Origin of the sequence: Psychrobacter immobilis (assembly GCF_904846065.1) — a bacterium.
GTDB lineage: Bacteria > Pseudomonadota > Gammaproteobacteria > Pseudomonadales > Moraxellaceae > Psychrobacter > Psychrobacter immobilis_H.
Genome location: NZ_CAJGZV010000002.1, coordinates 73,886 through 99,225 on the forward strand (window position 1 = coordinate 73,886; position 25,340 = coordinate 99,225).

Here is a 25,340-nt window from a genome sequence, read left to right on the forward strand (position 1 = left end):
TCAATGAACCCTAAGCAGTCAGTTCTTGACGCACGATTGCTGCGCCAGCACTTAACGCTTGCAGCTTACCTCGCGCCACTTGTCGAGACAACGGTGCCATACCGCAGTTGGTCGAAGGATACAGCTTATCCGCATCGACGAATTGCAATGCTTTGCGTAGCGTATTTGCCACTTCGTCAGGGGTTTCAATGGTATTGGTTGCCACATCAATGGCACCAATCATCACTTTTTTACCGCGGATCAATTCAATCAAATCCATGGGAACATGTGAGTTTTGACATTCTAAAGAGACAATATCGATATTCGACTGTTGCAATTTAGGGAATGCTTGCTCGTATTGACGCCACTCTGAACCCAGTGTCTTTTTCCAATCGGTATTGGCTTTGATGCCGTAGCCGTAGCATATATGCACCGCTGTTTCACATTTTAGACCTTCAATGGCACGCTCTAACGTGGCAATACCCCAGTCGTTGACGTCATCAAAGAACACATTAAATGCAGGCTCATCGAATTGGATAATATCCACGCCGGCAGCCTCTAACTCTCTGGCTTCTTGATTTAAGATTTTAGCAAATTCCCACGCCAATTTTTCACGGCTTTTATAATGACCATCATATAAGGTATCAATCATGGTCATCGGACCAGGCAGTGCCCATTTGATCGGCTGATCGGTTTGCGCACGTAAAAACTTAGCATCATCAACAAATACAGGCTTTTGACGGCTTACCGCGCCCACAACTGACGGCACACTGGCATCATAACGATTACGAATGCGCACGGTCTCGCGTTTCTCAAAATCGACGCCATCCAGATGTTCAATAAAGGTGGTCACAAAGTGCTGACGAGTTTGCTCGCCATCACTGACAATATCGATGCCTGCATGCACTTGCTCTTGCAATGTCAAACGTAGTGCGTCTTGTTTGGCTTCAAGCAGTTGCTCACCTTCTAATGCCCATGGTGACCAGATTTTTTCAGGTTCTGCAAGCCAAGTAGGTTTCGGTAAACTGCCAGCCGTTGACGTCGGTAGTAATTTTTGTGTCGGTAATAATATTGTCATACGATTCATCTTCTTATTTATTGGTATTCTCATTTCAGACAGATTGAGCGTGTTTAGGCAGCGTATTCTTTATTCGTACATGCTTCTGCCGCGTGCTCATTTACATCATAGCTTGCTGCCCACTCACTAAGAATGGTTTGGTATGGCTTGATGAACTGCTCTTCGGTAAATTTACCTTGTGTCACTGCCATCTGACTACGCTCTGCACGATCATAGACGATTTGCGTTAGGGAATAATCTTGGTACTTCAAACTCGGTTGATACACTTGACCCGCTGCCGAATTGGCATTATAAATCTCAGGTCGGTAGATTTTTTGAAACGTCTCCATGGTACTAATCGCACTGATCAGCTCAAGATCGGTGTAATCGCTCAGCAAGTCACCCGCAAAATAAAACGCTAATGGCGCGGCGCTACCCGTAGGCATAAAGTAGCGAACGGTTAAGCCCATTTTGGAAAAGTACTCATCGGTTAGTGATCCTTTGTTCAAAGAGCAGCCATCTTGTTTGTATTCAACGCCCAATACAGGATGCTGATTGGTCGTACGTTGATAGGTTTTACTGGTGGAAACACTCAAGCAAATCACAGGCTTCTTGGTGAAATTAGCTTGGTAAGCGTCTGAATTCAATAAATACTGAAACAGTTTGCCATGTAAGTCACCGAAATCTACTGGTGGCGCAGATGATGGATGTTTATCGAAATGGTCTAATAAGACCACGCTAAAGTCATAATCGCGCACATAAGATGAGAAACTATTACCAATCATACCGTCAATACGGGTGTTCTCTTTATGATCCACAATCGTTGTTTGCAGCATCTCGATGATAGGGAAAGTATCGCCATTTCCTGCAACATCCATGTCGACAGAAATAATATCAACCTCAACAGAATAACGATCTGCGGTGGGATTATCCCAATGTGCCAAGGCATTAAAACGATTATTGATCATTCTTAACGTTTTGCTTAAGTTCTCTTGACGATGCTCGCCACGCGCCAAATTCGCAAAGTTCGTCGTCAGACGCGTGCTATTTGCAGGATGATAGTTTTCATCAAAACGAATGCGCTTAATTGCACAACTAAATTCTTTACTCATGATAATCCGCTACCCTAATCTACTCTCATTATTTGAGATAAAACCAAATTTGTGTATGAGGTGAATCATACCTAAACTATTACATGAATAAAAACGATACTATTTAAATATAAGATGAATATAATTCATGTTAATTAAATTATGGTATGACATGAGATTGGATAGCGGAGACTGTACGACTTACTCGATAGGATCATTGAGCAAAAAATAAGCCTGTAGAAAAATGAGCTACGCTAAAGAAAGCATAAAGAAAATTTCGATAAATTAACTAACGAATCTAAGGATTCTCTCATTAAAAAAGCCGAAACTTATTTTCTAAGTCTCAGCCCTTTTTTTGATAATATAAATAGAAAATTGCTTTCTATTGATTTTATTAGCGATAAACATTCTTAAGACTTCTTCAACTTCAACGCGGTCAAACTACTACCTTGCCGCTTCAATCTGAATATTTAGCTGAACTTTTTCAGTAATACCCAATAATGTATATTTGCTAATGCCCCATTTCGTTCGATCAATGGTCGTTGTAAAATCCCCACCGCAAACTGGCTTTTTCAATATTGGGTTTAGGTAGCAATTGAACTTGGTAGCCGTCAGCGTAATGGGATTAGTCTTGCCGTGTAGTGTCAACATACCATCGACTTTGCTGACATTTGAGCCACTACCATCAGTCGTAAAATACCATTTGGTAGACTCAAATTGCGCCAGTGGAAACTGCTCAATATCGAAAAAATCTGCGCTTTTTAACGTAATATCAAATGCTGTATTGCCTGTATTTAAGCTATTCAGAGGAATTACTAACGAGATATTACCGGTCTTAGCCGCTGGGTCATAATCTAGCTGCCCAGTGATATTATAAAAGCCACCTGTGTTGGTAGAGGTATTAAAATGGTCAATAGCAAAGCGTACATTGGTATGGGTGGGATCAATATCGTAAGTCATCGCCTGACTGCTGGCGATACCTAACATGATTAGGCATAAGGCTAGTAGCGGCTTTCGAGAGGACAGTATGACTGTCGAGAGGGACATTTGATTCATAGTAACATTCCTTTGCTGTATAAATGATAGAGCAATCACATCCTTTGTGACTGTGCTTGTGATTCTGCTCTTATAATTGCTCTCTTATATAATGACAACAAGCCCATACTTAATCAATAAGTATGGGCTTGTCTATTTTAGACATAGCATTCTCACTGCTAACGCTACGTCATAGATATGATCAAATAAATCCATTAAATCATACTTTACCATCTGTCGTTGTCTGCTCTTTGCCACTAGGTACGAGCCATTTAGCAAACCATCCTGACAAATCATCCATCAAAGTATAAACCACTGGAATCACCACAAGGCTTAATAACGTCGAAGTCACCAGACCACCCAGTACCGCAGCGGCCATCGGACGACGGAAGGTTGGATCAGCATCACCCCAACCGAAGACTAAGGGCAACATACCCGCCCCCATCGCAATAGTAGTCATGATAATAGGACGCGCCCGCTTGCGGCAAGCATCGATAATAGCCTCAAAACGCGCTAAACCTCGTCGCTGTGCAATCAGTGCATAATCGACCAATAAGATAGAGTTTTTGGTGGCAATACCCATTAGCATAATAAAGCCGATCATCGACGGCATAGAAAGACTGCTATTGGTAATAACCAAGCCCACAAAAGCGCCGCCTATCGATAAAGGCAATGCCATCAAAATGGTAAAAGGCTGCAATATACGCCCAAACAATAAAATAAGTACGCCTAAAATACAAACTACACCGACCGACATCGCAATCACAAAACCGCTGAATAGCTCAGCCATGTTTTCTGCTTGACCTTGATCAATAACGGTAATAGAAGGCGGCAGTTGTTGCATGGCAGGTACTGATTTAACCGCTTGTACCAAATCTCCAAGCTCACCACTCGCAGGTTGCACCGTGATACTGATGGCGCGCTCCCGATCGAGCCTGCTAATCTGCGCAGGCCCAGTGCCAAAGTCTAATGACGCGACTTCACCCACACGTACGCCCTGTCCTGCGGGTAACGAGCTCGGTACATATAGACCTTCTAATTGACTGACATTTTGTTTGGCACCATCTGGTAGACGAATGACGATAGGAATCTGCCGCGTATCCAAATTGAGCTTGGATAAACGCTGCTCATAGTCACCCACCGTCGCCACTCGTAACGTCGTAGCGATGTCTTGCGTGGTCACTCCTTTATCCGCCATCGCCAGCCTGTCTGGCGTCACCGTTAACTCTTGACGCGGTAAACTGCGGTCACTGGTCACGGAGCCAGCACTGGGCAGCCCTCGAATCTCTGACATGATTTGCTGAGCGGTTTGTTCAAGCAATTGCGGATTGGTACTGGTCATAGAGAAGTTGTAACCACTCTCTCCACCACTCGACAAACCGACGGTAAAGCGCGCACCTGGTACTTCTGCCAACAAACTACTTATTTGACGCTCAATCTCTTGCTTAGAGCCGCGCTCTGCACGCGGTGCTAGCACGATATCTAGACCTGCTATATTTTCGGCCTTGCCACCACTAGAGTTTGAGTCCATGCTAGCCTGAGCCTCACCGACTGAGGTAAAAATATTGGTGACTTCAGGCATTGCTAAAATACGCTCACTTGCCAGCGCAGCAACGCGCTCTGTGTCTTCCAGCGCAACGTCAGGTGTCAACTCAATTGCCACACGAGTTTGGTCAATGTCATTATCAGGAATAAACGATGTTGGTAGTAATTTGACAAGCATCAGTGACGCCACGAATAATACTAAAGTTGCACCCATCGTCAGCCAGCGATGATGCAGTGTCCATGCCACTATTTTGAGATACCAACCCATCAGCGCGCTTTGCTTCTCAACGTGTTTTTTCTCTGGTCGCAATATATACGCTGCCATCATCGGTGTGATAAGACGCGCGACCATCAAAGACGCAAAAATCGATAATGCAGCTGTCCAGCCAAACTGACGGAAAAACTGTCCAACGATACCGCCCATAAAGGCGGTGGGTAAAAACACGGCAATCAAAGTAAAGGTGGTCGCGACTACCGCCAAGCCAATCTCGTCAGCCGCTTCCATCGCCGCTTCATACGGTGTCTTGCCCATGCGTAAATGCCGTATGATATTTTCGACCTCGACGATCGCATCATCAACCAATACACCGATCACTAACGACAATGCCAACAAAGATATAATATTAAGGCTAAAGCCAAATAAGTACATACCTAAAAAGGTGGGAATCACTGATAATGGCAAGGCGACAGCAGCAACTATAGTCGCCCGAATATTACGCAAAAATAAGAATACGACGACGACTGCTAACAGACCACCTTCGATCAGCATCCGTAAAGAAGCTTGATAATCTTCCGCAATCGGCGTTGCCCGATCATAGACCTTTTCAATAGTGATATTCCCTACATCGGCTGAAAGCTTGGCAAGCTCTGCATCAACCAGCTCCATGACCTCAACTTCACTGGCACCACGCGAGCGGGTGATGTTAAATGCCACCACCGTTTGCCCGTCAAGCTTAGCAATAGAGCTTGGGTCAGCCGCGCCATCTGTGATTTGTGCCATACGTCCAAGCGCTTGCGTGCCACCTGCTGGGATTGCCACTTGTAAATCATTGAGCTCACTTGCCCGCTCCACCGCACCAAGGACACGAATCGTCTGGGTAGTTTTGCCCACTTCTGCTTCACCACCAGAGCTGTCCTGCTGAATACCCGTGATTTGATTGGATAGTTGTGTGATAGGAAGCTTAAGACCACTCAAGGTAATCGGGTCAGCTGCGACGGTAATCTCACGCTGCAAACCACCAATACGGCTAACCGTACTGACACCCGGTATGTCAGAAAGACGCTTGGTGACCATATCATCGACGAACCAAGACAAGTCTTCCACATTCATGTTTTCAGAAGCCACAGAATAAGTGACAACGGGGAATCCTGCGGTTGAAACTTTAGTGATAATAGGGTCATTGGCAGCGGCAGGCAAATCACCGCGTACCTCGCCTACTGCCGAGCGCACATCATCGACCGCTTCTTGAATATCCTTTTCTAACACAAACTCTGTGACCATGGTGGCAGCACCCGTTTGTAACGTGGTGCGAATATGCTTGATACCCTCAATACTCGTAAGCTTGTTTTCTATCTTTTTTGCGATGTCGTTTTCGAGCTGTGATGGCGCGGCACCCGGTAAAGTCACCGTGACCACGACTGCAGGTAAGTCAATATCAGGAAACTGCTGCACCTTCATTTTCATAAAACCATAAATACCGCCTAACGTCAGTAATATGAATAGCAAAATGGCAACTAAAGGATTTTTTATCGAGTAAGCAGAAACATTTAAACTCATGGTTGTGCCTGCGCTGCTGTACTCGTTTGGCTAACACCATCAACGATACGCACCAAATCTCCATCATTTAAAAAGCTGCCGCCTTGTTTGACAATTTGACTGTCACTAGGCAATGGCTCTAGCACTGCCACGTTTTCGCCAAGTCGCTCGCCCAATGTCACTCGTTGTTGCTTGATACGACCCATGGTCTGACCATCTTGAGTGGTCACATTGGTTACTAGCATCACATAATCATAGCCATCGTTGCTGACGATAGCGCTATTGGGTACCGTTTGCGTACTGGCACTGCCTAATAGGAACTCACCCGTTTGATACATACCTGCCCGTACTTTTGCATTGGCTGCCAAGCTCGCATAGATGGTAATCTGCCGGTTGTTGTCCGCCGTTGGTGCTATGCGGCTCACTTTCCCCATTACCGTATCACCATCTGGTAAGCTCACCCGTACTGGCGTCCCGACACTGACTTCACCGACGAGCTTGGGATCAATATCTGCACGCCATTCCAAAACACCACCTTTAATGATAGTAAATAATGGCTCGCCACCAGCAACCATACCGACCTCCGCCATTTTCTCGCTGATGACACCGCTGACTGGTGCGACCACTGTTGCATTATCTACACTCAAGCGCTGAGTGCTCAGACGCGCTTTGGAGGCTTGTAGCGCAGCCTGCGCTTGAAGTTTTGCAGTGCGATAGCGATCGGCTTCTTGTTTGCTAATGGCATCAATATCTATCAATGGCAATACACGGGCAGCATCAGCGCTGGCATTGGCAAGCGTCGCTTCTGCTTCGGCAACATCTGCCTCTGCTTGCAAGACTTGCTGCTCCATAGCATCGGTGTCAAATATCGCCAATACTTGACCCGCTTTGACGCGATCACCTTCTTCGACCAATATACGCTCGATAGCAACACCGTTTACTTTGGCACTGACATTCGCCGTATCTTTGGCATCAATGGTGCCATCAGCACTGAGTGTATTACCAATATCATCTTGGCTTGGGCTGACCGTTTCTACTGATAATACCGCCTGCTCAGTGCTCGTAGCGCTTGCAGTGGCACCATCACTTGAAGTACGACTAGAAGCTGGTGATTCATCGGTCGCGGCTTTATCACTACCGCCCCAATACTTTCCAAGTAGCACACCAATGATAAGCACGGCTGCCAATACGGGTAACAACCATAATGGTAGTTTTGAAGCGGTTTTTTTAGACAAATTATCAGACTGGCGATACGGTGGTAGCTCAGATGGTTGAGGTGGCTCAATGTTGGTTTCTTGCTCGCTAGTCGGTGCTTGCTTATTATTAGGGTGTTCAAAATCACTCATAGTCGGTCTCTATAAATAAGCACGGTACTAACGCCGTAAAAAGTATAAGGGAAACAAAATGATACAGGCAGAGCTTATCAAAATAGTCTTTTATCATTGTAGACTATCTCGTCATTGGGTCAATTATGTTAAGTATCTACATAGTCAATTGTTGATAGTAATCAAGATATAATAATCAAGACGTAGTAAGACATTGAACTTAATAAAGATTATTAGTAGCAAAGATTATAAAGTGAACGATAAGTAAAGACAAAAGACAGCCTATTCCTAGCTCAGTCCCAGTTCATTGCATAAGTCTTCTTCACCAAAATCCCTTGCTTAAAACTTATTCAGCCAATGAAAAAATATGCTGTCATATTGAATGCATTAAGATGCGACCATTATAGTTGGAACAATCACTCGTAAAAATTAATGATACATACGCCCTACAGTTTAGACTTGTATTTATGGGGTAATTTGTCATTATTAAGATAACTCTACTAATAAAGGAATCCATCATGGCTAATAAATCAGACGTAAAGAAGCTTAAGCAAGAAATTAAAGACACCAAAGCAAAAATTAAGCAGAAAAAGAAAGATCTCAAAGAACTTAAGAAGTCATTGAAAAAGTCGAAAAAAGCCAAATAGCTTTATTTCGAGATGATGGCTTTACGTCAAAGAATAGAAGAGGATAGCGTTACGTCAAAGAATAGAAGAGGATAGCGTTGGCTGTCCTCTTTTTTGCTATTAATTTAGCCATTTTAGCCCATTTAGAGGATAATCGATTGAATTGAGGACACCCCTTAGGCATTGGTATAACGACTCGCCTCAGGCATCCAGCGGTGAATCAGTTGGCTGACATCTGCCTTGCGCGTAGGATCTGCAATTAAATGTTTGGCTAAACGCTGAGCAATGGCAAACAGTTGCTCGTCACGTATCAGATCAGCCAAATAATAACCGACGTTACCCGTTTGACGTTTGCCCAATAACTCGCCGGGACCGCGCAGCTCCAAGTCTTTTTGGGCAATGACAAAACCGTCAGTGCTATCACGCAGGACATTTAAGCGCTCTGTACCTGTCTCTGATAATGGCTTTTGGTATAACAGTACGCAATAGCTTTTGGTTGAGCCACGCCCGACTCGCCCGCGCAGCTGATGTAATTGCGATAGACCTAATCGTTCGGCATTTTCGATGACCATTAACGACGCATTAGGGACATCGACACCGACTTCAATGACGGTTGTGGCAATTAGCAAGTCGAGCTGACCTGCTTTAAATGCCTGCATAATGGCTTGTTTATCAACGGATTTCATCTTGCCATGAACAAGACCAATACGAATATTCAAGCGCTCATTTAAATCCTCATAAGTGGCTTCAGCGGCTTGCGCATCTAGCACACTAGACGCTTCCACCAACGAGCAAACCCAGTACGCTTGCCTACCCGCTTCACAATTAATCGCAATCCGCTCAATGACTTCATCGCGTCGATTACGGTCAATGGTCACCGTAGTAATTGGCGTACGCCCCGGTGGCAATTCATCGATAATCGAGGTATCCATATCACCGTAAACGCTCATCGCCAGCGTGCGCGGAATCGGGGTAGCGGTCATAATCAGCTGATGCGGCGTGCTATTCGCCACACCTTTATTGGTCAGTGCCATACGCTGCTCAACACCAAAGCGATGCTGTTCATCGATAATAACTAAGCCCAATTTGGCAAACTGTACCTGCTCTTGAAACAGTGCATGAGTACCGACGACCACTTGCACCGTGTTTTCTGCGACTGCTTCCAATGCTTCGCGGCGCTGCTTCGCCGTTTGTTTACCAGCAAGCCAGCCGACACCGATACCTAACGGTTCAAACCATTGTTTAAAATTGACCAAATGCTGCTCTGCTAAAATTTCTGTGGGTGCCATAACAGCCACTTGCCAACCACTATCTAACGCATAACCCGCCGCACCTGCTGCAACCAAGGTTTTACCCGCACCAACATCGCCCTGCACCAACCGCAGCATTGGGATAGAAGTCGCCATATCAGCCGTAATATCTTTCATGACTCGTTGCTGGGCACCCGTTAAATCAAATGGTAATGCGGCAAATAGCTTATCAGCCAATGGACTTTGCATGGCACATTTGGGCGCTTTATGCTGATGTAATTGCTGACGACGATATAACAAGCTGAGCTGATGGGCGGTTAATTCTTCAATAATTAAACGCTGGCATGCCGCATGAGTACGGGCACTTAATTGGGTAAGTAGCTGATATTGTCGTCCGGAGTCAGTATAAGTCGGCGGTGTATGCAGCAATACTAAGGCTTCAAATATCGTCAGATTATAGACGTTGTTATTAACTGTTCTATTAGCGACTGTATGGATATCACTGTTTGTATTATTATTGGCATCATAGACATTGGCTTTATTGACACTACTAACGCTATGAGCAATCGTATTATCTGGCACACTACGCGCCAGTGTCGAGAATATATCTTCTGGATACTCTGCCTCTGTTATCGGTATTTTAGCTGGTTCAAAAGGTGCTAATGGCAAGTCAGCCACGACTGCAAAGTCTGTAGGAGTAAACAGCGTCATTGGTAAGCCTTCACTGCGAACCGTCTGTAATGCCAGCTTAATTAAGGTACGCAGCTTATTTTGGTGCAAACCTTTAACACTTGGATAAATAGGCTGCAAACCAGTATTTACTACCGTCTCATTACTACTGATAACTTGATATTCAGGATGGTGGATTTGCTTACCATAACGACTCACCTTTACTTCGCCAAATAATTGCAGTTGCGTCCCTAAGCTCATGGTTTGTGCAAGACCACGATAAACCTTAAAAAACCGTAGCGATATGGTGCCCGTATCATCATCTACCACGACCGTCATACCGCTGCGCTTGGTGTCGACGTGCACCACACGCCCAGTAATCAACGCAGACTGCCCGTGCCCCACCTCTGCTATAGACAGCAATCGGCTACGATCTTCATAATCACGTGGCAGATGCAGTAATAAATCAAATATTCGTTTAATATTCAATTGTGCCAACTGTTCTGCGACTTTTAATCCCACACCCGCTAGTGCCGTCACTGGCATATCTAGCGCTGAGAGTGGCAGCTCAGACCTTATATGGTCTGTTGGGCTGGTTAAAGAAGCGTTCACTGATACTGACATCAAAGATCCTAACGATATTATTTTTAATTTTCATATACTCATTCAAGTATTTTCAATATACCGTAGATGATGATATTTTTTATAAAACAGCTGTCATCAACAGGACACATCAAAACACCGACTCATTTCATTATAGCTGACAATACAATTGCTTATGCTCAGCTATTTAGTAATACTGCGTCAAAAAGCCTGAAAGTCAAACGGCTCATTTGTATCATATCAATAACTGATGTCTTATTTTCCGTATTATGGTCATTTTATAAGGTGTTTTTATGTTCCCTCCTGCCCAGTACCGACAACCTCTTCATAGCCTAAGAGTGCGACATAGTATGAGAATGCTATGCATCAGCTTAATTGCCGTACTCGGATTATCTATCAGCGCTTGTAGCTCTCTAACGCCAGCGCAGCCGTTACCTGAAACACCAAAAATAGCGCCACTTAATGTGGCGTTAGTATTGGGCGGCGGCGGTGCCAAAGGCTTCGCCCATGTTGGGGTGATTAAAGCACTAGAAGCAAATGGCATTAAGCCCACACTTATCGTTGGCACCAGCGTCGGCAGCTTGGTTGGTGGCCTATATGCGAGCGGTTACACACCAGTACAGCTTGAGCAACTGGCACTGACCACTACAGATAGCGAATTGACAGATTTTGTCTTATCCAATCAAGGTGTCATCGAGGGTATCAAACTCAAGAACTTTATCAACGATAAAGTCGATGGACGAGTAATAGAGGATTTCCCTATCCGCTTTGCAGCAGTCGCGGCGGAGAAGCATACTTTGAAAAAAGCCATTTTTACCACTGGTGATGCGGGGCTTGCCGTTCAAGCGTCCTGTAGCGTACCGAATATTTTTATTGCGCCGCGTATTCCCGAAAAGGTCGGTAAAAAATATATCGACGGTGGCGTGGTCAGCCTAGTACCTGTCGATAGCGCTCATGACTTGGGTGCTGATATTGTTATTGCCATTGATGTGACAGATACTAGTATTAACGATACTAGCGGTGTGTCTACACTTGATAAAAAATTAAACCTCAACGGATTAAGCAGCTTTTGGGGATTTTTGGAGAGTAATGTTGTAGCCCCGCCAAGCGCCAATCGTGCCTCATCGATGCAGCGTGAACGAAATCGTGCTGATGTGCTGATTACGCCTGCGGTCAGTCATATCAGCTCACTAGATACCAGCCATCGCCGTGCTCTCATAGCTGCAGGCTCGCAAGCCACTACCGCACAAATGGCTGCCATCAAGCAATTACTCAAAGAAAAATCTAACCAGAAATACGCGACGCTTTAAGCACTTTGCAACGACGTACCAAAATTTCTTGTTAACAACCCATAAAAAAGCATCACAGCAACGAGCCGTGATGCTTTTTGTGATTAAACGAATATTAAGCAGGTATTAAAGAAATCACACTGATAAAATACTTAATATTAAATGACTGGCTTATTTCACACGTGCACGGTATTTAACCACTACGGTGTCATTAAGACCAACACCCTCTAGATCCCAGCGTACCGCTTTATAATACTTTAATGGAATTTCTTGTAGTTGATTATCCACTTTTCCACGTAATGGCATACGGGCAAAAGTATTGCCGTCCGCACTGCCGTATGGAAATTCAGGTGATACTGTACGCAATAACTCTACCTGCTCAGGGATACTCATCGTCACAGTCATTTTACGGACGCGATCTGCATTGGTATTGGTAAAATAGCCTTGATACTCCAAGACATTACCTGATTGCAGGCGCGTACTAGCATTCACCGGAGCTAAAACCTCTTGACCGTTTGCATCAACACTAATCAATGACGCGGTAATTTTACTATTGACAGCTTGTGCACTCGAGTTACTGCTTTTAGTAGCATTGGTCTGTACAGCTGCCGAACTATCAACGGCTTGTTCTGGCGTCGGTAGCATTGCCGAGGCTTGCGTCACTACCATCGCACCGATGAGCGTACCAGCCACAACGTGGAATAGGCGATGTCCGCTCCAAGCACTAAATGGGCTAGCAAATTGGTTACTTTTTTTCATGGTTTTCATTATCCCTAGTTAATATGTCGGTAAAACGCAGCTGGTAAAACTTGAATGACTTTTGGTATATATTGAATCGTCTACAGGCAGCACAATTTAGACGGAACATACCCACTTATAAGAAACATGTTATAAGAAACATGACTCATTATAAATGGTCGACTGTTATAGTATTGGCAGACCTAGTATCGCTGCTGATTGTAGTGACAGCTAATGGCAAGCGCTGCATGCGTCTATGCTGCTGGCGTCTATCTTGTCATAGCTAGTAAGCTTAGCGTATAAAATTCTTATTTTTATTGATTATCTTCGTTCATCGCCTGTAAAGCAATAGCGCTTAGCATAGCAAAAAGTGTTTGTACGTACACTAACCCCGTGTTGAGGTTGTGTATATCGTCCATCCGTGATAAAAATTGATTGATACTACTGAAATAAAAGATAGCTCATAACGGCGTTTTTTGCTATGGTAATTCTTTAGCGATAGGCATTTTTTGCTACGCCCCTTTTCTTATTCTCACTACTATTGCCCTTATTATGACTACTAGCGCCATGCCCCAAATCAACCCTGAATACGTCCATTGGTTCCGTAACTCTGCCCCCTACATCAATACCCATCGCGGCAAAACGTTCGTGATTATGTTTGGTGGTGAGGCGGTCAATCATCCAAATTTCAGCACCCTTATTCATGATTTTGCGCTACTGCATAGCTTAGGTATCAAGCTGGTATTGGTACATGGAGCGCGACCGCAAATCGAAAAGAACTTGAAAGATGCTGACATTACATCCCCACTGCATCAAGACATTCGAATTACACCGCGCGTGGCGATGCCTGCTATTTTACAAGCGGTAGGGGCTATTCGCCTGCAACTCGAAGCGCAGCTGTCGATGGGACTGGCCAATTCACCTATGTATGGTTCACGCATCGATGCCATTTCAGGCAATTTTGTGACCGCACGTCCTTACGGTATTCGTGATGGTATCGATTACCAAATGACTGGCGAAGTGCGCTCTATCGATGTTGAGGCCATCAAAAACAACCTGCTACACGACCATATTGTGATTTTAGGCTCAATGGGTTATTCAGCGACTGGTGAAGTCTTTAATTTGCTAGCTGAAGACGTGGCGCTCAGTGCAGCTGTGGCACTGGGTGCTGATAAGCTTATCTTCTTAGGTGAAGAAGCAGGCATCAATGACGATGATCGCTTATTAAGGGAGATGATTCCTAATGAAGTCGATCGCTTCTTACGTGATCGTGATTTAAATTGCGAGATCAATTATTTCTTAAATTGCGCCAGTTTGGCTTGCCGCCAAGGCGTCCATCGCACCCATATTATCTCGTATGCCAAAGACGGTGCCTTATTAGAAGAGTTATTCACTCGCGATGGCTCTGGTACTCTTATCAGCCATGACCCTTACGAAGAGATTCGTCGTGCCAATATTGACGATGTGGTCGGACTGATTGAGCTATTATCACCGCTAGAAGAGCAAGGCATATTAGTCAGCCGCTCACGCGAACGCTTAGAGCAAGAGATTGATAATTATAGTGTCATCGAGCGTGATGGTATGATTTTGGGCTGCGCAGCGCTATATCCATTGGATACAGAATCAGCAGAAGTTGCCTGTGTCGCCGTACATCCCGATTATCGTAGCGGTAGTCGCGGTGCGGACTTACTGGCATTTTTAGAGCAACAAGCGCGCAGTCATGGTCTGCACAAGTTGTTTGTATTAACGACACGGACGGCACATTGGTTCGTCGAACAAGGCTTTGCCGAAGTCGAGGCCAGCGCGCTACCTGCATCGCGTCAAGAAAAATACCATAACGGTCGTAATTCTAAAGTCTTTCAAAAAACTCTTTAGATCCTCAATTTCTAATCATAAAAAAGCCCTCATAATATTATGAGGGCTTTTTTATGACTTTATTTTTTAACACTGTTCACTAGGGTGTGTACTAAGTATTATTTTACTTTTAACAGCTCAACCGTAAAGATAAGCGTGCTGTTAGGCTCGATACCTGCGTTACCCGCTTCGCCATAAGCAATATCTGATGGGATATAAAACTCGTATTTACCGCCCTCTTTCATCAGCTGTAGACCTTCTGTCCAGCCAGCGATGACTTGGTTCAATGGAAACTCAATTGGCTCACCGCGCTCATAAGAGCTATCAAATACCGTACCATCGATTAACTTACCTTCGTAGTTTACTTCAACCACGTCAGTCGATTTTGGTGATTTACCCGTACCTGCGGTGATGACTTTGTACTGTAAGCCAGAAGCCGTTTCTTTGACGCCTTCTTTTTTAGCGTTTTCTGCTAAGAATGCAGCGCCTTTAGTTTTGTTTTCTTCAGCTTTTGTTTCCATGTCTTTAACGAACTTTTCTTCTTGCTCTTTTTGATAAGTCGTCAACACTTCCTGCATTTGTTCTTGAGTCAATGCTGATTCGTTGCCTTCATAACCATCACGGAAGCCTTTTTCAAAGGTATCAAGATTCAGGTCACCGACCGCTTCTTTGTTACCTTCAGCCATCATGAAGCCTAAGCTATAACCTACTTTTTCATTTGCTGAGCTTTGCTCGGTGATTGAAACGCTTTTAGCAGCTGTCTCTTGGTTACCGTTATTTGTGCTACAGCCTGTTACCAACAACATAGCACTAGCAAGTGCACCAACGCTTAAAGTAGTGATTTTTTTCATAAAGTACTCTCAAATTGTAAGGATAGTGGCGAGATGTCACATGTTCCTATAATAACAAATCTTAGTTTTAGGAACCATGTTTGCCGTCAAATTATCGGGCGAATGTACAGTCTATGTTAATATTTCTCATCATAATAACAAGTTATCACACAAATACAGTAACACGTTAAGCTTTCTATCTTTAAATCCACTAATACATCAGCTAAGCTAAATTAGTTAAGGTGATAAGTAACCGAGTGTACGTCTTTATCATGGATGATTAACATTGGCAGTAAGGTAATTAACACGAGGGAAACCAACGTTTTTTGATAAGGTTACCTACTCAAAAATTATAATATCACCGCATAACTTACTTTAAAAATACTATTAATTATAACCATCTATGTATTGGTTTCGCTCAACAATAGCTGTACTGATGATATTGTTGAGTGGCTTTCGTATGATGATTAAAGGAGGATAAGATGAATCCAATGTACACATCTTTTAACGGTTATCTTGGTGGGCCGATCGGCTCTATTATTGGTGCTATTTTAATATTTATTATTGGTTGGCTAGTGGCACTGGGTATCGCGGCACTGGTTCGTAATGTATTATCTAGAGTCAATCTGAACCAACGTATGAACTCTTCAACGGGTAAGACCTACGATTTAGAAGGTATTATCTCTAAGATTGTATTTTGGTTCATCTTTATCATCGCGATTTCTGGGGCGCTGAATCAATTGAATTTGAACTCAATCTCGACACCGTTTGCAAATATGGTCAATCAAGTCTTAGCCTTTATCCCTAATCTTATCGGTGCTATCGCGGTGGGTATTATTGGTTGGGTCTTGGCTACCGTTGCACGCACAGCTATCAACGCGGCATTGGCGAAAACGTCGATGGATGAGCGTTTAAGTGCTCAGGCAGGTGTAAAACCGATGAGCAGCACGATTGCCGATATGGTTTATTGGTTCATCTTGTTGGTTGTTTTGACGATGGTATTGGGTAAATTAGAGCTTGATGGTTTATTTGCTCCATTGACGAATATGGTTGATAAAATCTTTAGCTTTATCCCTAACATCCTCATTGCAGGTGTCGTCTTTGTCGTCGGTTATATCATTGCCAAAGTGGTGCGCGGCATTGTGACCAATCTTGTGTCTACTTTTAATGTTCAAGAATTGGCTACAAAAGCAGGCTTAAGCGAAAAAAACAGTTTGCCTAATATCGCTGGTTCATTGGCATTTTTAGTAGTGATCATTCCAACTATTATTGCTGCATTGAACGCATTAAAAATTGAAGTGATTGCTCGTCCTGCGACAAACATGCTGAACAAAATCATGGAAGCACTGCCAAATATCTTTATGGCGGTTGCGATTTTAGTCGTGACCTTCTATGTGGTACGTATGGTTGCCAATATCATCAAAGGTTTGATCGAAAACACTGAGATTAATCAATTGCCTGCGAAAGTTGGTTTACAAGAAACGATGGGCGATAAGAGAGTCTCTGACCTTGTTGGTTATGCGATTATCTTCTTTGCGATGTTATTTGCCTCAATTGCCGCCGCTGACTTGCTAGGTTTTGAGCCTATCTCAGCCATTATCGCCATGTTTATTGCGTTTGGTGCCAACATTATCTTGGGCGCAATTATCCTATTTATTGGCTTCTGGCTTGCCAATATCATTGCAGGTGTCGTTGAGCGTTCTGAGCAAGGCTCACAATTCTTAGCAAACATCGTCCGTGTATTAATCATGGGTTTAGTACTTGCCATGGGTCTAAAAGCGATGGGTATTGCTGACTCTATCGTTAACCTAGCCTTTGGTCTAACACTAGGTGCCGTAGCGGTAGCCTTTGCCCTTTCATTTGGTCTTGGTGGTCAAGAAGCCGCTGCACGTTTCCTACGTAAAATGCAGGATAAAATGGACAAAGAACGTGAAGAAGCTAAAGCGAAATCTGCTCTTCATGCTAGCTCAAGTACACAAGAAAAAGTTGCTGACTCAGTTCGAGAAAACACTCCTACTGCTTCAGGTACAATGACTAGTGACTTACCTACTAGCACTGTCGATACCAACAATCTTAGTACGGGTCATGTAGATATCACTCACGTTGAAACAAGTGATGACGATATCGACACTGGTTCAAATCTAGCGCCAAGTAATAAAGGCTTTACTGATATTGATAATAATGACTTAAAATAAGTCATCGTTCACGATATAGTTTGAATAAAAAAGACAGCCTAGGCTGTCTTTTTTTATGGCGTAAATTTAGTTTCTATGAAAGACTCGCTACAAAATCATACTCAGGACTTGGTCTTCCGTGCAGGTATATTCAAATTTAATTGCATTCGCATTGGCTCATTTTTACTTGCTGATAAATTACTTGCTCATAAGTTATTTTTCGTTTGCTTTTTATGCTGTTGGTTTAAGCGCTGTAGTTGCTTGGTCAGCTGCCGCTCACGCTGGGTCATCGGATCAACCGGTTGAATCCATAAATCTATATCAATAAAGGTGTCATTAGACTCGTCAATAAAATCAATGCCCAACACAATTACATGATGCAGCTCGGCTATTGGCAGGCGGCTCGCAACATCCTGTGCAATCTTTGCTAAGTTTGGCTGAATAGCCTGTTTACTGTGCTGGCTCTCAACATCTTGCCCATAGAAGATCAATACATAATGCCGTCCCAAGCTTTCATAAGAGTGCTGATGGACGACATAACCTTCTTTTTGCAGACCATGTGCTTGTTTAGGATGCCTATATAGAGTTCGAACCAGCTCATGGCGCGAAAATAAAGACTCGTCCGATAGCTGCTGTTGCCAATAACAGCGTTTTGTTCCTAGTGTCTCTTTATCAGCATTGTCTAGTACTTCTTCATCGAGCATCTCTATCATTTGGGTACTTAGCTGCGACCACAGAGCTGCCGCTTGCTCCATATGCTGATGATACATCTGCGCAGTCGTGCTTTTGTTTTTGTAGGCAAGTGTCATAGCGACTAATGCAGGATTGGGCTCATCTTGCACCTCGTATTTGATGAGTGCATTATCTATTGCGATAGCGTCCGTAAATAAAGTTGGGCTATGTAAAAACTGAGTGACTAGACCTGCTTCTGATTCAAAGCTAGCGACATGATTACTGGCTGAATACTGTAATTGCCCTAAACGATAATGCAAAAACCGCCATAACTCGCATGGTGCTTGTAGGCTTGCTAATATCGCCTGCCAGTCATGCCAGCTAAAAACTTGTAGCTGCTGCATACTGTCGCTCATATCCACCACCAAATCTTCCATAAAATAGCGGACACCAAAACCATGAGTGAGCCGTTTTAGGGATTGTCGTTGCTGGTCATTTATCTTAATTTTATTGATTTCTTCAGCTTTATCGGTGCGCTGAATATCAAAAACTAAAATATTATGGCTCATGTTGTCGTTATTTTTATGCTGAGCAAGATATGTCTTGTGCCATATGAGCGCGGCCTTTACTACCGCCATACGCGCAGCTTTAATATCGACCAGACTACTTTTAGCAGGCAAATACAATATGAGCTCAAGTAATGAGAGGTTACCCAGTGGCAATTGATAATGATATTGCTGAGCACGGTAACACGCGTCATATTTATGCTCAAGATGCTGCATATTGGTCAAAGCAATATCTACAGCATCTTTCTGCAAATAGCAGGTCAACTCATTAACAAGACAATCATTATCAGATAGGGTAATAGATGAGTCAGACACAGTGTTAACCTTTTATTATCGAATGGACACGTTGTATAGTAAGTTGCTATTGATGAGCATAACACTAGAGCATGTTTAATATTCGCAAATTCTTTTACTATAACGACAGGCTACCAACGAAAAACTTAACAAAATAAGCCTTATTAAATGCAGTCGCTTTCAGGGCGATGAGTTGTTATGATAATAGCAAAGTAGCATGATTTGCAGTCAAACTTATCGCTTATGGGCTGCCTTTGATTACATTTTTTAGAGACATTTATTAAAATTATTTAATGACCATCATATAATAAAAAGGATTGAACGTTATGAAGCGCTTTAAAGAGAAAACTGTCATTATAACAGGTGCAGATTCTGATATTGGTCGTGCAACGGCGCTTAGATTTGCACAAGAAGGGGCGAATTGTATAATCGTTGGTATTAATAACGATATTTTAGAATACATCTACGAGGACCTGCCACAGGATCATACATGGATCAATACAGGTAACCACCTTACCGTAACCAGTGACATTAATGATCTGACCCAAACGGCAAGATTAATAAAGCATGTACGCGATAAATATAAACATATTGATGTGATGGTCAACATAGATACTGCGGTCGGCATTCATCAGTCAGTTATTCCAGAACTGATAAAAACACAAGGCAATATCGTTAATGTATCAACGCTAACGGAGATATCAGCAGACTGGAATATAGAGACCTATAAAGCTAGGCAAAGGGATTTGACTGATGTTACAAAGAAGCTGGCATTAGAGAATATACCAAATAATGTACGTATTAATGCCGTATCTGCTGGATTGGTGGCAACGGATATCAGTCCAAATCCATTTATTAGCCACTCTCCACTAGGGAAGACAGCGACACCGTTTGATGTAACCGCCGCTGTGATGTTTTTAGCCAGTGATGATGCTGCCATCATTACTGGCATGAATTTACCTGTTGATGGCGGGGTTAGTACGTTCAACAGCTAACTCAATGCTTAGTTTTTTAGCCATTCTTAAGATTCATCCTCACAAACAAAAGACCCCCTGACATTAATCTGTCAGGGGGTCTTAATATAATACAGATACTCATAACTCATTTAAAAACTTTATTCAGCTGAATGATTGATATCTTGTAATGGTTGAGATAAGCGCTCAGGATGTCTTGGTACCACCCCTTTATACTGAGCATAAATTTTTGGTAAATCTGCTTCGATATCACCACTAGGATAAACCAACGACATAAAGCGTATTTCTTTGGTTTTGTAATCCATCGCTACTGGCAAAATAGGTACACCAGCGCCCACTGCTAAATAATAGAAGCCTGATTTCCAAGTTTCAGTATATTGACGAGTACCTTCCGGTGCTAAACCCAAAAATAGTGGCTTACCTGTTTTGAACTTATCAATACTGGCCTGTAATACGGAGCCTTTATCACTACGATCAATGGGAATCACCCCTATCCAGCTTAATAGCTGAGCAAATACGGGCACTTTAAATAACGTATGCTTACCCATAATACTGATTTTTAAATCTAAGGCGAATAAACTGGGTATCGCATAAACCCCATCAATATTCGAAGTATGCGGCAGCGCTAAAACTACAGCTTGTGAAATATTTGGAATCTCTCCAACCGTACGCCAACCCGCAGCTTTTAGCATAGCTGAGGCAATCACTGGCGCAATTTTATTACCGCGTTTCGGGACTAAACTACCCAGCTGCTTTTTACTAAGCTTGGGCAATATTTTAGAGTTTACAGACTGAGAAGCAGCAGCTTTTGAGCGATTAAATAACTTTGATGTCATGACGGCACCACATAATAAAAGATACCTACATAATAACATTAAGCTTATACAACTAAATTGAATTTTATAGGCTTTTATTGCTTGCCAGCTTACCGGTTTATAAACTTATATAAATATATAGCTATTGACGGACATACCCATCAAGCCCATTAGGATATGTCAGCCAAATTGCCTTTATTCTCAAGCCAAACCTTGCGATCAGCAGCACGTTTTTTAGCCAACAGCATATCCATCACGCTATTAGTCAACACCATGTCATCCATATCTAGCTGAACTAAACGCCGAGTATCACGGTTCATGGTCGTCTCACGTAACTGCTCTGCACTCATTTCACCCAAGCCTTTAAAACGGGTAATCTGCGCTTTTTTATTGCCCGGCACATTGGCCAAAATATGCTGAAGCTCAGGCTCATCTAACGCATAATGCACCTCTTTGCCCACGTCTACTCGATATAACGGCGGCATGGCGACAAATAAATGACCCGCATCCACTAGCGCAGGGAAATGCTTAACAAATAGGGCGCAGATGAGCGTGGCGATATGCAGACCATCAGAATCCGCATCCGCTAAGATACATACCTTATCATAACGCAGCTCAGACAAATCATCAGATGCCGGATCGACACCGATAGCAATAGCGATATCATGAATTTCTTGGCTTGACAATACCGTATCTGATGACACCTCCCACGTATTTAGAATTTTCCCACGCAACGGTAAAATCGCCTGATAATGACGATCGCGTGCTTGCTTAGCACTACCACCCGCAGAATCCCCTTCCACCAAAAATAGCTCAGCACCATCACGCAAATCACCACGACAATCTGCCAACTTACCCGGCAATGCAGGACCTTGCGTGATTTTCTTACGGGCGACTTTTTTGGCAGACTTGAGACGACGTCCAGCTTTATTAATCGCCAGCTCTGCGATTTGAGTACCCATATCGGCATGCTGATTTAACCACAGACTAAAAGCATCTTTTGCCAATGTCTGTACTGCCCCAGCAGCTTCGCGGCTAGATAAGCGCTCTTTGGTCTGTCCAGAAAATTGCGGCTCAGAAAATTTAAGCGACAGAATATAGTTCACCCCATCCCAGACATCTTCTGCCGTTAGCTTGACACTCCGTGGTAGTAAATTATGAATATCACAGAATTCACGCAACGCCTCTAAGATACCAGTACGCAGACCATTGACGTGCGTACCGCCCTGAGCCGTCGGGATAAGGTTCACATAACTTTCTTGAATCGGCGTGCCACCATCAGGCAACCAAGACAAGGCAAAGGTAATAGCAGCACGTTCGCCCGCTTTCGCATCGTAATTATAATAAAACGGTGCTTCAGGTAAGGTTTCTAAACCATCCAACTGTTCGCTTAGATATTCGACCACTCCATCAGTAAACTGCCAAACTACCTTTTCATTATTAATATCATCGACAAATTCAATCGTCAGCCCAGCTGCCAACACTGCTTTAGCTTTTAGATTGTGCTTGAGCTGTTTTACATTAAATTTAGGCGTATCAAAAAAGCGACCATCTGCCCAAAAATGCACTCTGGTACCACGTTTGCGTTTGTTTGAGCTGATTGCTTCAGTCAACGGCGTAACTGGTGCGCCATTTTCAAACGCCATATCAAACTGTGTACTATCACGCCATACCGTCACCTCAACACGTGTTGATAACGCATTGACGACAGAGATACCTACCCCATGCAGACCGCCTGACACTTCATAATTAGAAGTCGAAAACTTCCCACCGGCATGCAAACGAGTTAAAATCAGCTCAATACCCGATTGATTAAATTCAGGATGAATATCAGTCGGCATACCACGCCCATCATCTTCGACAGACAACGAGCCATCACTATGCAGTTGCACCTTGATGGTTTTAGCATAACCCGCCAACGCTTCATCAACTGAGTTATCGATAACCTCTTGCGCCAAATGATTGGGGCGCGTGGTATCGGTATACATACCTGGACGACGACGTACTGGCTCAAGCCCTTCTAAAACTTCTAACGATTGCGCATTATATTGACTCACAAATGCATCCTTAACGATTCATGTCTGATTAATTCTATTCAACCATTATAACCAAAAATAGCGACGTTAAGGTTAATAGTCCATCGCTTACGTCATATAATGTCGCCTGTTTAGACTCGTACTAAATCTTGTAGCATATTTATCACCATCGGCAACTGCTCACCAAAGTCACTAAACCGATGATCGCCACCCGCTTGTAAAATAACAGTACTCCCTTGCTGTTGATAAAAGGCTTTAGACAATTCAGGATTTAATAACTCATCGCCTTCTTTGATAAATACAGCAATTTTTTTAGGATAATGAATTTCTGATAACTGATGATCTGCAAACCATTGCAAATCCGCAGAAGTAATATCCCAACCGCCAGTGGTCGTATAGAGAATTTGATTCTTTGGCAATTTATCTTCGCCTTGACCTTCATTACTATCGTTATTTAGCAGTAAGTCATGAGCAAAGCGCTGTAATGTCACATGTGGCTGAGTACTAGGATTTAATAGTAAAGCCGCACAGCCTGTATGATTGCTCACCAAGGTAGAAAAATAGCCACCCAATGAGCTACCAACGAATACAACTTTTGAGTCTCTGCCCCATTCCTCAACTAGACTTATCAATTTATCGAACACGTCTTGTGGCGATTTATTCAAATCGGGACGCAGTACATTGATATCAGGATGATGATGCTGGCAGTATTTTTCTAATAGCATTCCCTTGGTAGAGTTCGCATCACTGTCCAGTCCATGGATATAAATCAAGTTCACGTATCATCTCACTTATTAATTTTGTTATGATTATCTTATATAGGCTAGTGACGCTAAGCATAGCACCCGCCAAACAAAAATAATAACAATAAAACGGCACACCATTAGTCAGTATTTGCGACATAATAATGTTGCCATAATAGTTTTATGCAAGTCAAAGGAATGACGATAATAGCCATGGAGTCGCCATGAACCAACAGTTTGAGCTGTTTGAGATTGCAAATCCATGCATTGGTCTTTGCCAAAGCAATAAAAAAGGCTATTGCTTTGGTTGCCTGCGCAGTCGAACGGAGCGCCAGCGATGGCATGATATGACGACAGAGCAGCAACGCGAGGTGCTAAGGCTTATCGCAGGACGTAAGCTGCGTATAGAGCAAATGAGACAGCGTAAGGGCGAGCAGTTGGGGTTTGATTTTGAGGAAGTGATTGAGATTGGGGAGTTGTTTTAGTAGACGACTGAATAATATGACTGCAGGTTCTAGTACAAGTCATTGAATGAAGTTATTATTCATTTTTCACAACTTTTCAATGTTTACAATCCTATCTACTGTTATTGACTTTCCGCATGAATCTAGAAATATATTTACAATTGAGCCAGCTTCAATTTCGCTTTTACCATCTTGAATCAACTTCAAAAAAAATAATGTTCTTGAAAGTTCACTACCTATTGGTTTAGCAGTAAATGAAACTAAGCAAGGAATCGTACTTTCTTGAAAACGTGAAACTAATTGGTGATAGTTTTCTCCAAGTAGACTACCTGCAATGTCCTCAACTAACTCAGGTGCTTTGGTATAATTATGATATGAATTAGGAGCTTCTATTGCTAAACATCTAATCATAAAAGCAAAAGGACCTTCATCGTTTATATTAAATTTAGCAGATACAGAACTATCATTAATATAATTTCCTGAAGTCTCAAGGCCATCTGATAGAGACTTTAGCAGTAAATAAAGTTTGGGATATATTTCTTTTTTAGTTAGTATTCCACATTCATAAAATGAATTTATATCTCTTACACGTGTATCATGAAACCACAAAACTTCGAAAGTATTGTTCGGTAATCCTATCTCATTTATTACTGAAAAATAAATGAGATAGGATTACTCCAATATCTTTTTCTTCGTCATTCTATAGCCTTAGAGAGAGCTGTTAAAACTATATCTTCTCTTACATCAAATATTTCACATATAGAAGATAATGCTGTGTCGAATGTTGAACAATCTAAAAACATAGCAAATTATTCCTTGTCATATTGAGCATCGAAATACTAAAGGTTTAAAAATTATATAACAAGGATAAGTAACATAAAAACCCACAGCCAAAGAAAATCCCCCGGCTAGATAACTAGTCGGGGGATATTTCAGAATAGAGAGCTGACGATGA

19 protein-coding genes are annotated in these 25,340 nt (G+C 42.9%); 6 read left to right on the forward strand and 13 right to left on the reverse strand.

Going from position 1 to position 25,340, the window contains the following annotated elements; all coding sequences use genetic code 11:
* Positions 1–10: 10 nt before the first annotated feature.
* From JMW64_RS13010 to JMW64_RS13030, 5 genes are all read right to left on the reverse strand, one after another.
* On the reverse strand, positions 11–1,057 hold the full coding sequence (locus JMW64_RS13010; RefSeq protein WP_201555214.1) for a methionine synthase: 1,047 nt from the start codon (positions 1,055–1,057) through the stop codon (positions 11–13).
* Positions 1,058–1,110: 53 nt separating this feature from the next.
* A complete protein-coding gene (locus JMW64_RS13015) occupies positions 1,111–2,148 on the reverse strand; it encodes a DUF1852 domain-containing protein (RefSeq protein WP_201555215.1) in 1,038 nt (345 codons plus the stop codon).
* A 423-nt stretch (positions 2,149–2,571) separates the two neighbouring features.
* Positions 2,572–3,183: a YceI family protein gene (locus JMW64_RS13020; protein ID WP_201555216.1), complete on the reverse strand. Its 612-nt coding sequence runs from the start codon at positions 3,181–3,183 to the stop codon at positions 2,572–2,574.
* 199 nt (positions 3,184–3,382) lie between these two features.
* Positions 3,383–6,484, reverse strand: a complete 3,102-nt coding sequence (locus tag JMW64_RS13025; RefSeq protein ID WP_201555218.1) for an efflux RND transporter permease subunit — start codon at positions 6,482–6,484, stop codon at positions 3,383–3,385.
* On the reverse strand, positions 6,481–7,809 hold the full coding sequence (locus JMW64_RS13030; protein WP_201555220.1) for an efflux RND transporter periplasmic adaptor subunit: 1,329 nt from the start codon (positions 7,807–7,809) through the stop codon (positions 6,481–6,483). Before JMW64_RS13030 ends, JMW64_RS13025 begins: the two co-directional genes overlap by 4 nt.
* Before the next feature lie 497 nt (positions 7,810–8,306).
* Here JMW64_RS13030 and JMW64_RS14190 point away from each other — a divergent pair, with 497 nt between their 5' ends.
* Positions 8,307–8,435 carry a hypothetical protein gene (locus JMW64_RS14190; RefSeq protein ID WP_264298302.1) on the forward strand — a complete coding sequence of 43 codons (129 nt, stop codon included), beginning with the start codon at positions 8,307–8,309 and terminating at the stop codon, positions 8,433–8,435.
* A 155-nt stretch (positions 8,436–8,590) separates the two neighbouring features.
* On the opposite strand, the gene recG is transcribed toward JMW64_RS14190, so the two are convergent.
* Positions 8,591–10,957: an ATP-dependent DNA helicase RecG gene (recG, locus tag JMW64_RS13035; RefSeq protein ID WP_227694297.1), complete on the reverse strand. Its 2,367-nt coding sequence runs from the start codon at positions 10,955–10,957 to the stop codon at positions 8,591–8,593.
* A gap of 329 nt (positions 10,958–11,286) precedes the next feature.
* Here recG and JMW64_RS13040 point away from each other — a divergent pair, with 329 nt between their 5' ends.
* Positions 11,287–12,246, forward strand: a complete 960-nt coding sequence (locus tag JMW64_RS13040; RefSeq protein ID WP_201555221.1) for a patatin-like phospholipase family protein — start codon at positions 11,287–11,289, stop codon at positions 12,244–12,246.
* A 150-nt stretch (positions 12,247–12,396) separates the two neighbouring features.
* Here the strand turns inward: JMW64_RS13040 and JMW64_RS13045 are convergent, their stop codons facing one another.
* A complete protein-coding gene (locus tag JMW64_RS13045) occupies positions 12,397–12,984 on the reverse strand; it encodes a hypothetical protein (protein ID WP_055125406.1) in 588 nt (195 codons plus the stop codon).
* Between the two features lie 531 nt (positions 12,985–13,515).
* On the opposite strand from JMW64_RS13045, the gene argA reads away from it, so the two are divergent.
* Complete coding sequence (argA, locus tag JMW64_RS13050; protein WP_045445754.1) at positions 13,516–14,838, forward strand: amino-acid N-acetyltransferase; 1,323 nt, start codon at positions 13,516–13,518, stop codon at positions 14,836–14,838.
* Positions 14,839–14,936: 98 nt separating this feature from the next.
* Here argA and JMW64_RS13055 read toward each other — a convergent pair whose 3' ends face one another.
* The gene (locus JMW64_RS13055; RefSeq protein ID WP_201555222.1) at positions 14,937–15,668 is read right to left on the reverse strand and encodes an FKBP-type peptidyl-prolyl cis-trans isomerase; all 732 of its coding nucleotides are present in this window, start codon (positions 15,666–15,668) and stop codon (positions 14,937–14,939) included.
* A 461-nt stretch (positions 15,669–16,129) separates the two neighbouring features.
* On the opposite strand from JMW64_RS13055, the gene JMW64_RS13060 reads away from it, so the two are divergent.
* Entirely contained in the window at positions 16,130–17,842 is a 1,713-nt protein-coding gene (locus JMW64_RS13060; protein ID WP_201555223.1) for a mechanosensitive ion channel, read from the forward strand.
* Between the two features lie 185 nt (positions 17,843–18,027).
* Here JMW64_RS13060 and JMW64_RS13065 read toward each other — a convergent pair whose 3' ends face one another.
* The gene (locus JMW64_RS13065) at positions 18,028–19,374 is read right to left on the reverse strand and encodes a hypothetical protein (RefSeq protein WP_201555224.1); all 1,347 of its coding nucleotides are present in this window, start codon (positions 19,372–19,374) and stop codon (positions 18,028–18,030) included.
* Between the two features lie 305 nt (positions 19,375–19,679).
* On the opposite strand from JMW64_RS13065, the gene JMW64_RS13070 reads away from it, so the two are divergent.
* Positions 19,680–20,348, forward strand: a complete 669-nt coding sequence (locus JMW64_RS13070; protein WP_201555225.1) for an SDR family NAD(P)-dependent oxidoreductase — start codon at positions 19,680–19,682, stop codon at positions 20,346–20,348.
* A 119-nt stretch (positions 20,349–20,467) separates the two neighbouring features.
* On the opposite strand, the gene JMW64_RS13075 is transcribed toward JMW64_RS13070, so the two are convergent.
* From JMW64_RS13075 to JMW64_RS13085, 3 genes are all read right to left on the reverse strand, one after another.
* On the reverse strand, positions 20,468–21,163 hold the full coding sequence (locus JMW64_RS13075; RefSeq protein WP_227685363.1) for a lysophospholipid acyltransferase family protein: 696 nt from the start codon (positions 21,161–21,163) through the stop codon (positions 20,468–20,470).
* Between the two features lie 149 nt (positions 21,164–21,312).
* Positions 21,313–23,199, reverse strand: coding sequence for a DNA topoisomerase IV subunit B (gene parE / locus JMW64_RS13080; RefSeq protein ID WP_201555228.1), 1,887 nt, complete (start codon positions 23,197–23,199; stop codon positions 21,313–21,315).
* 110 nt (positions 23,200–23,309) lie between these two features.
* Positions 23,310–23,957, reverse strand: a complete 648-nt coding sequence (locus JMW64_RS13085; protein WP_201555230.1) for a YqiA/YcfP family alpha/beta fold hydrolase — start codon at positions 23,955–23,957, stop codon at positions 23,310–23,312.
* A gap of 188 nt (positions 23,958–24,145) precedes the next feature.
* On the opposite strand from JMW64_RS13085, the gene JMW64_RS13090 reads away from it, so the two are divergent.
* Positions 24,146–24,406 carry a DUF1289 domain-containing protein gene (locus tag JMW64_RS13090; RefSeq protein ID WP_201555232.1) on the forward strand — a complete coding sequence of 87 codons (261 nt, stop codon included), beginning with the start codon at positions 24,146–24,148 and terminating at the stop codon, positions 24,404–24,406.
* Positions 24,407–24,472: 66 nt separating this feature from the next.
* On the opposite strand, the gene JMW64_RS13095 is transcribed toward JMW64_RS13090, so the two are convergent.
* Positions 24,473–24,994 carry a hypothetical protein gene (locus tag JMW64_RS13095; RefSeq protein ID WP_201555233.1) on the reverse strand — a complete coding sequence of 174 codons (522 nt, stop codon included), beginning with the start codon at positions 24,992–24,994 and terminating at the stop codon, positions 24,473–24,475.
* Between the last annotated feature and the right edge of the window lie 346 nt (positions 24,995–25,340).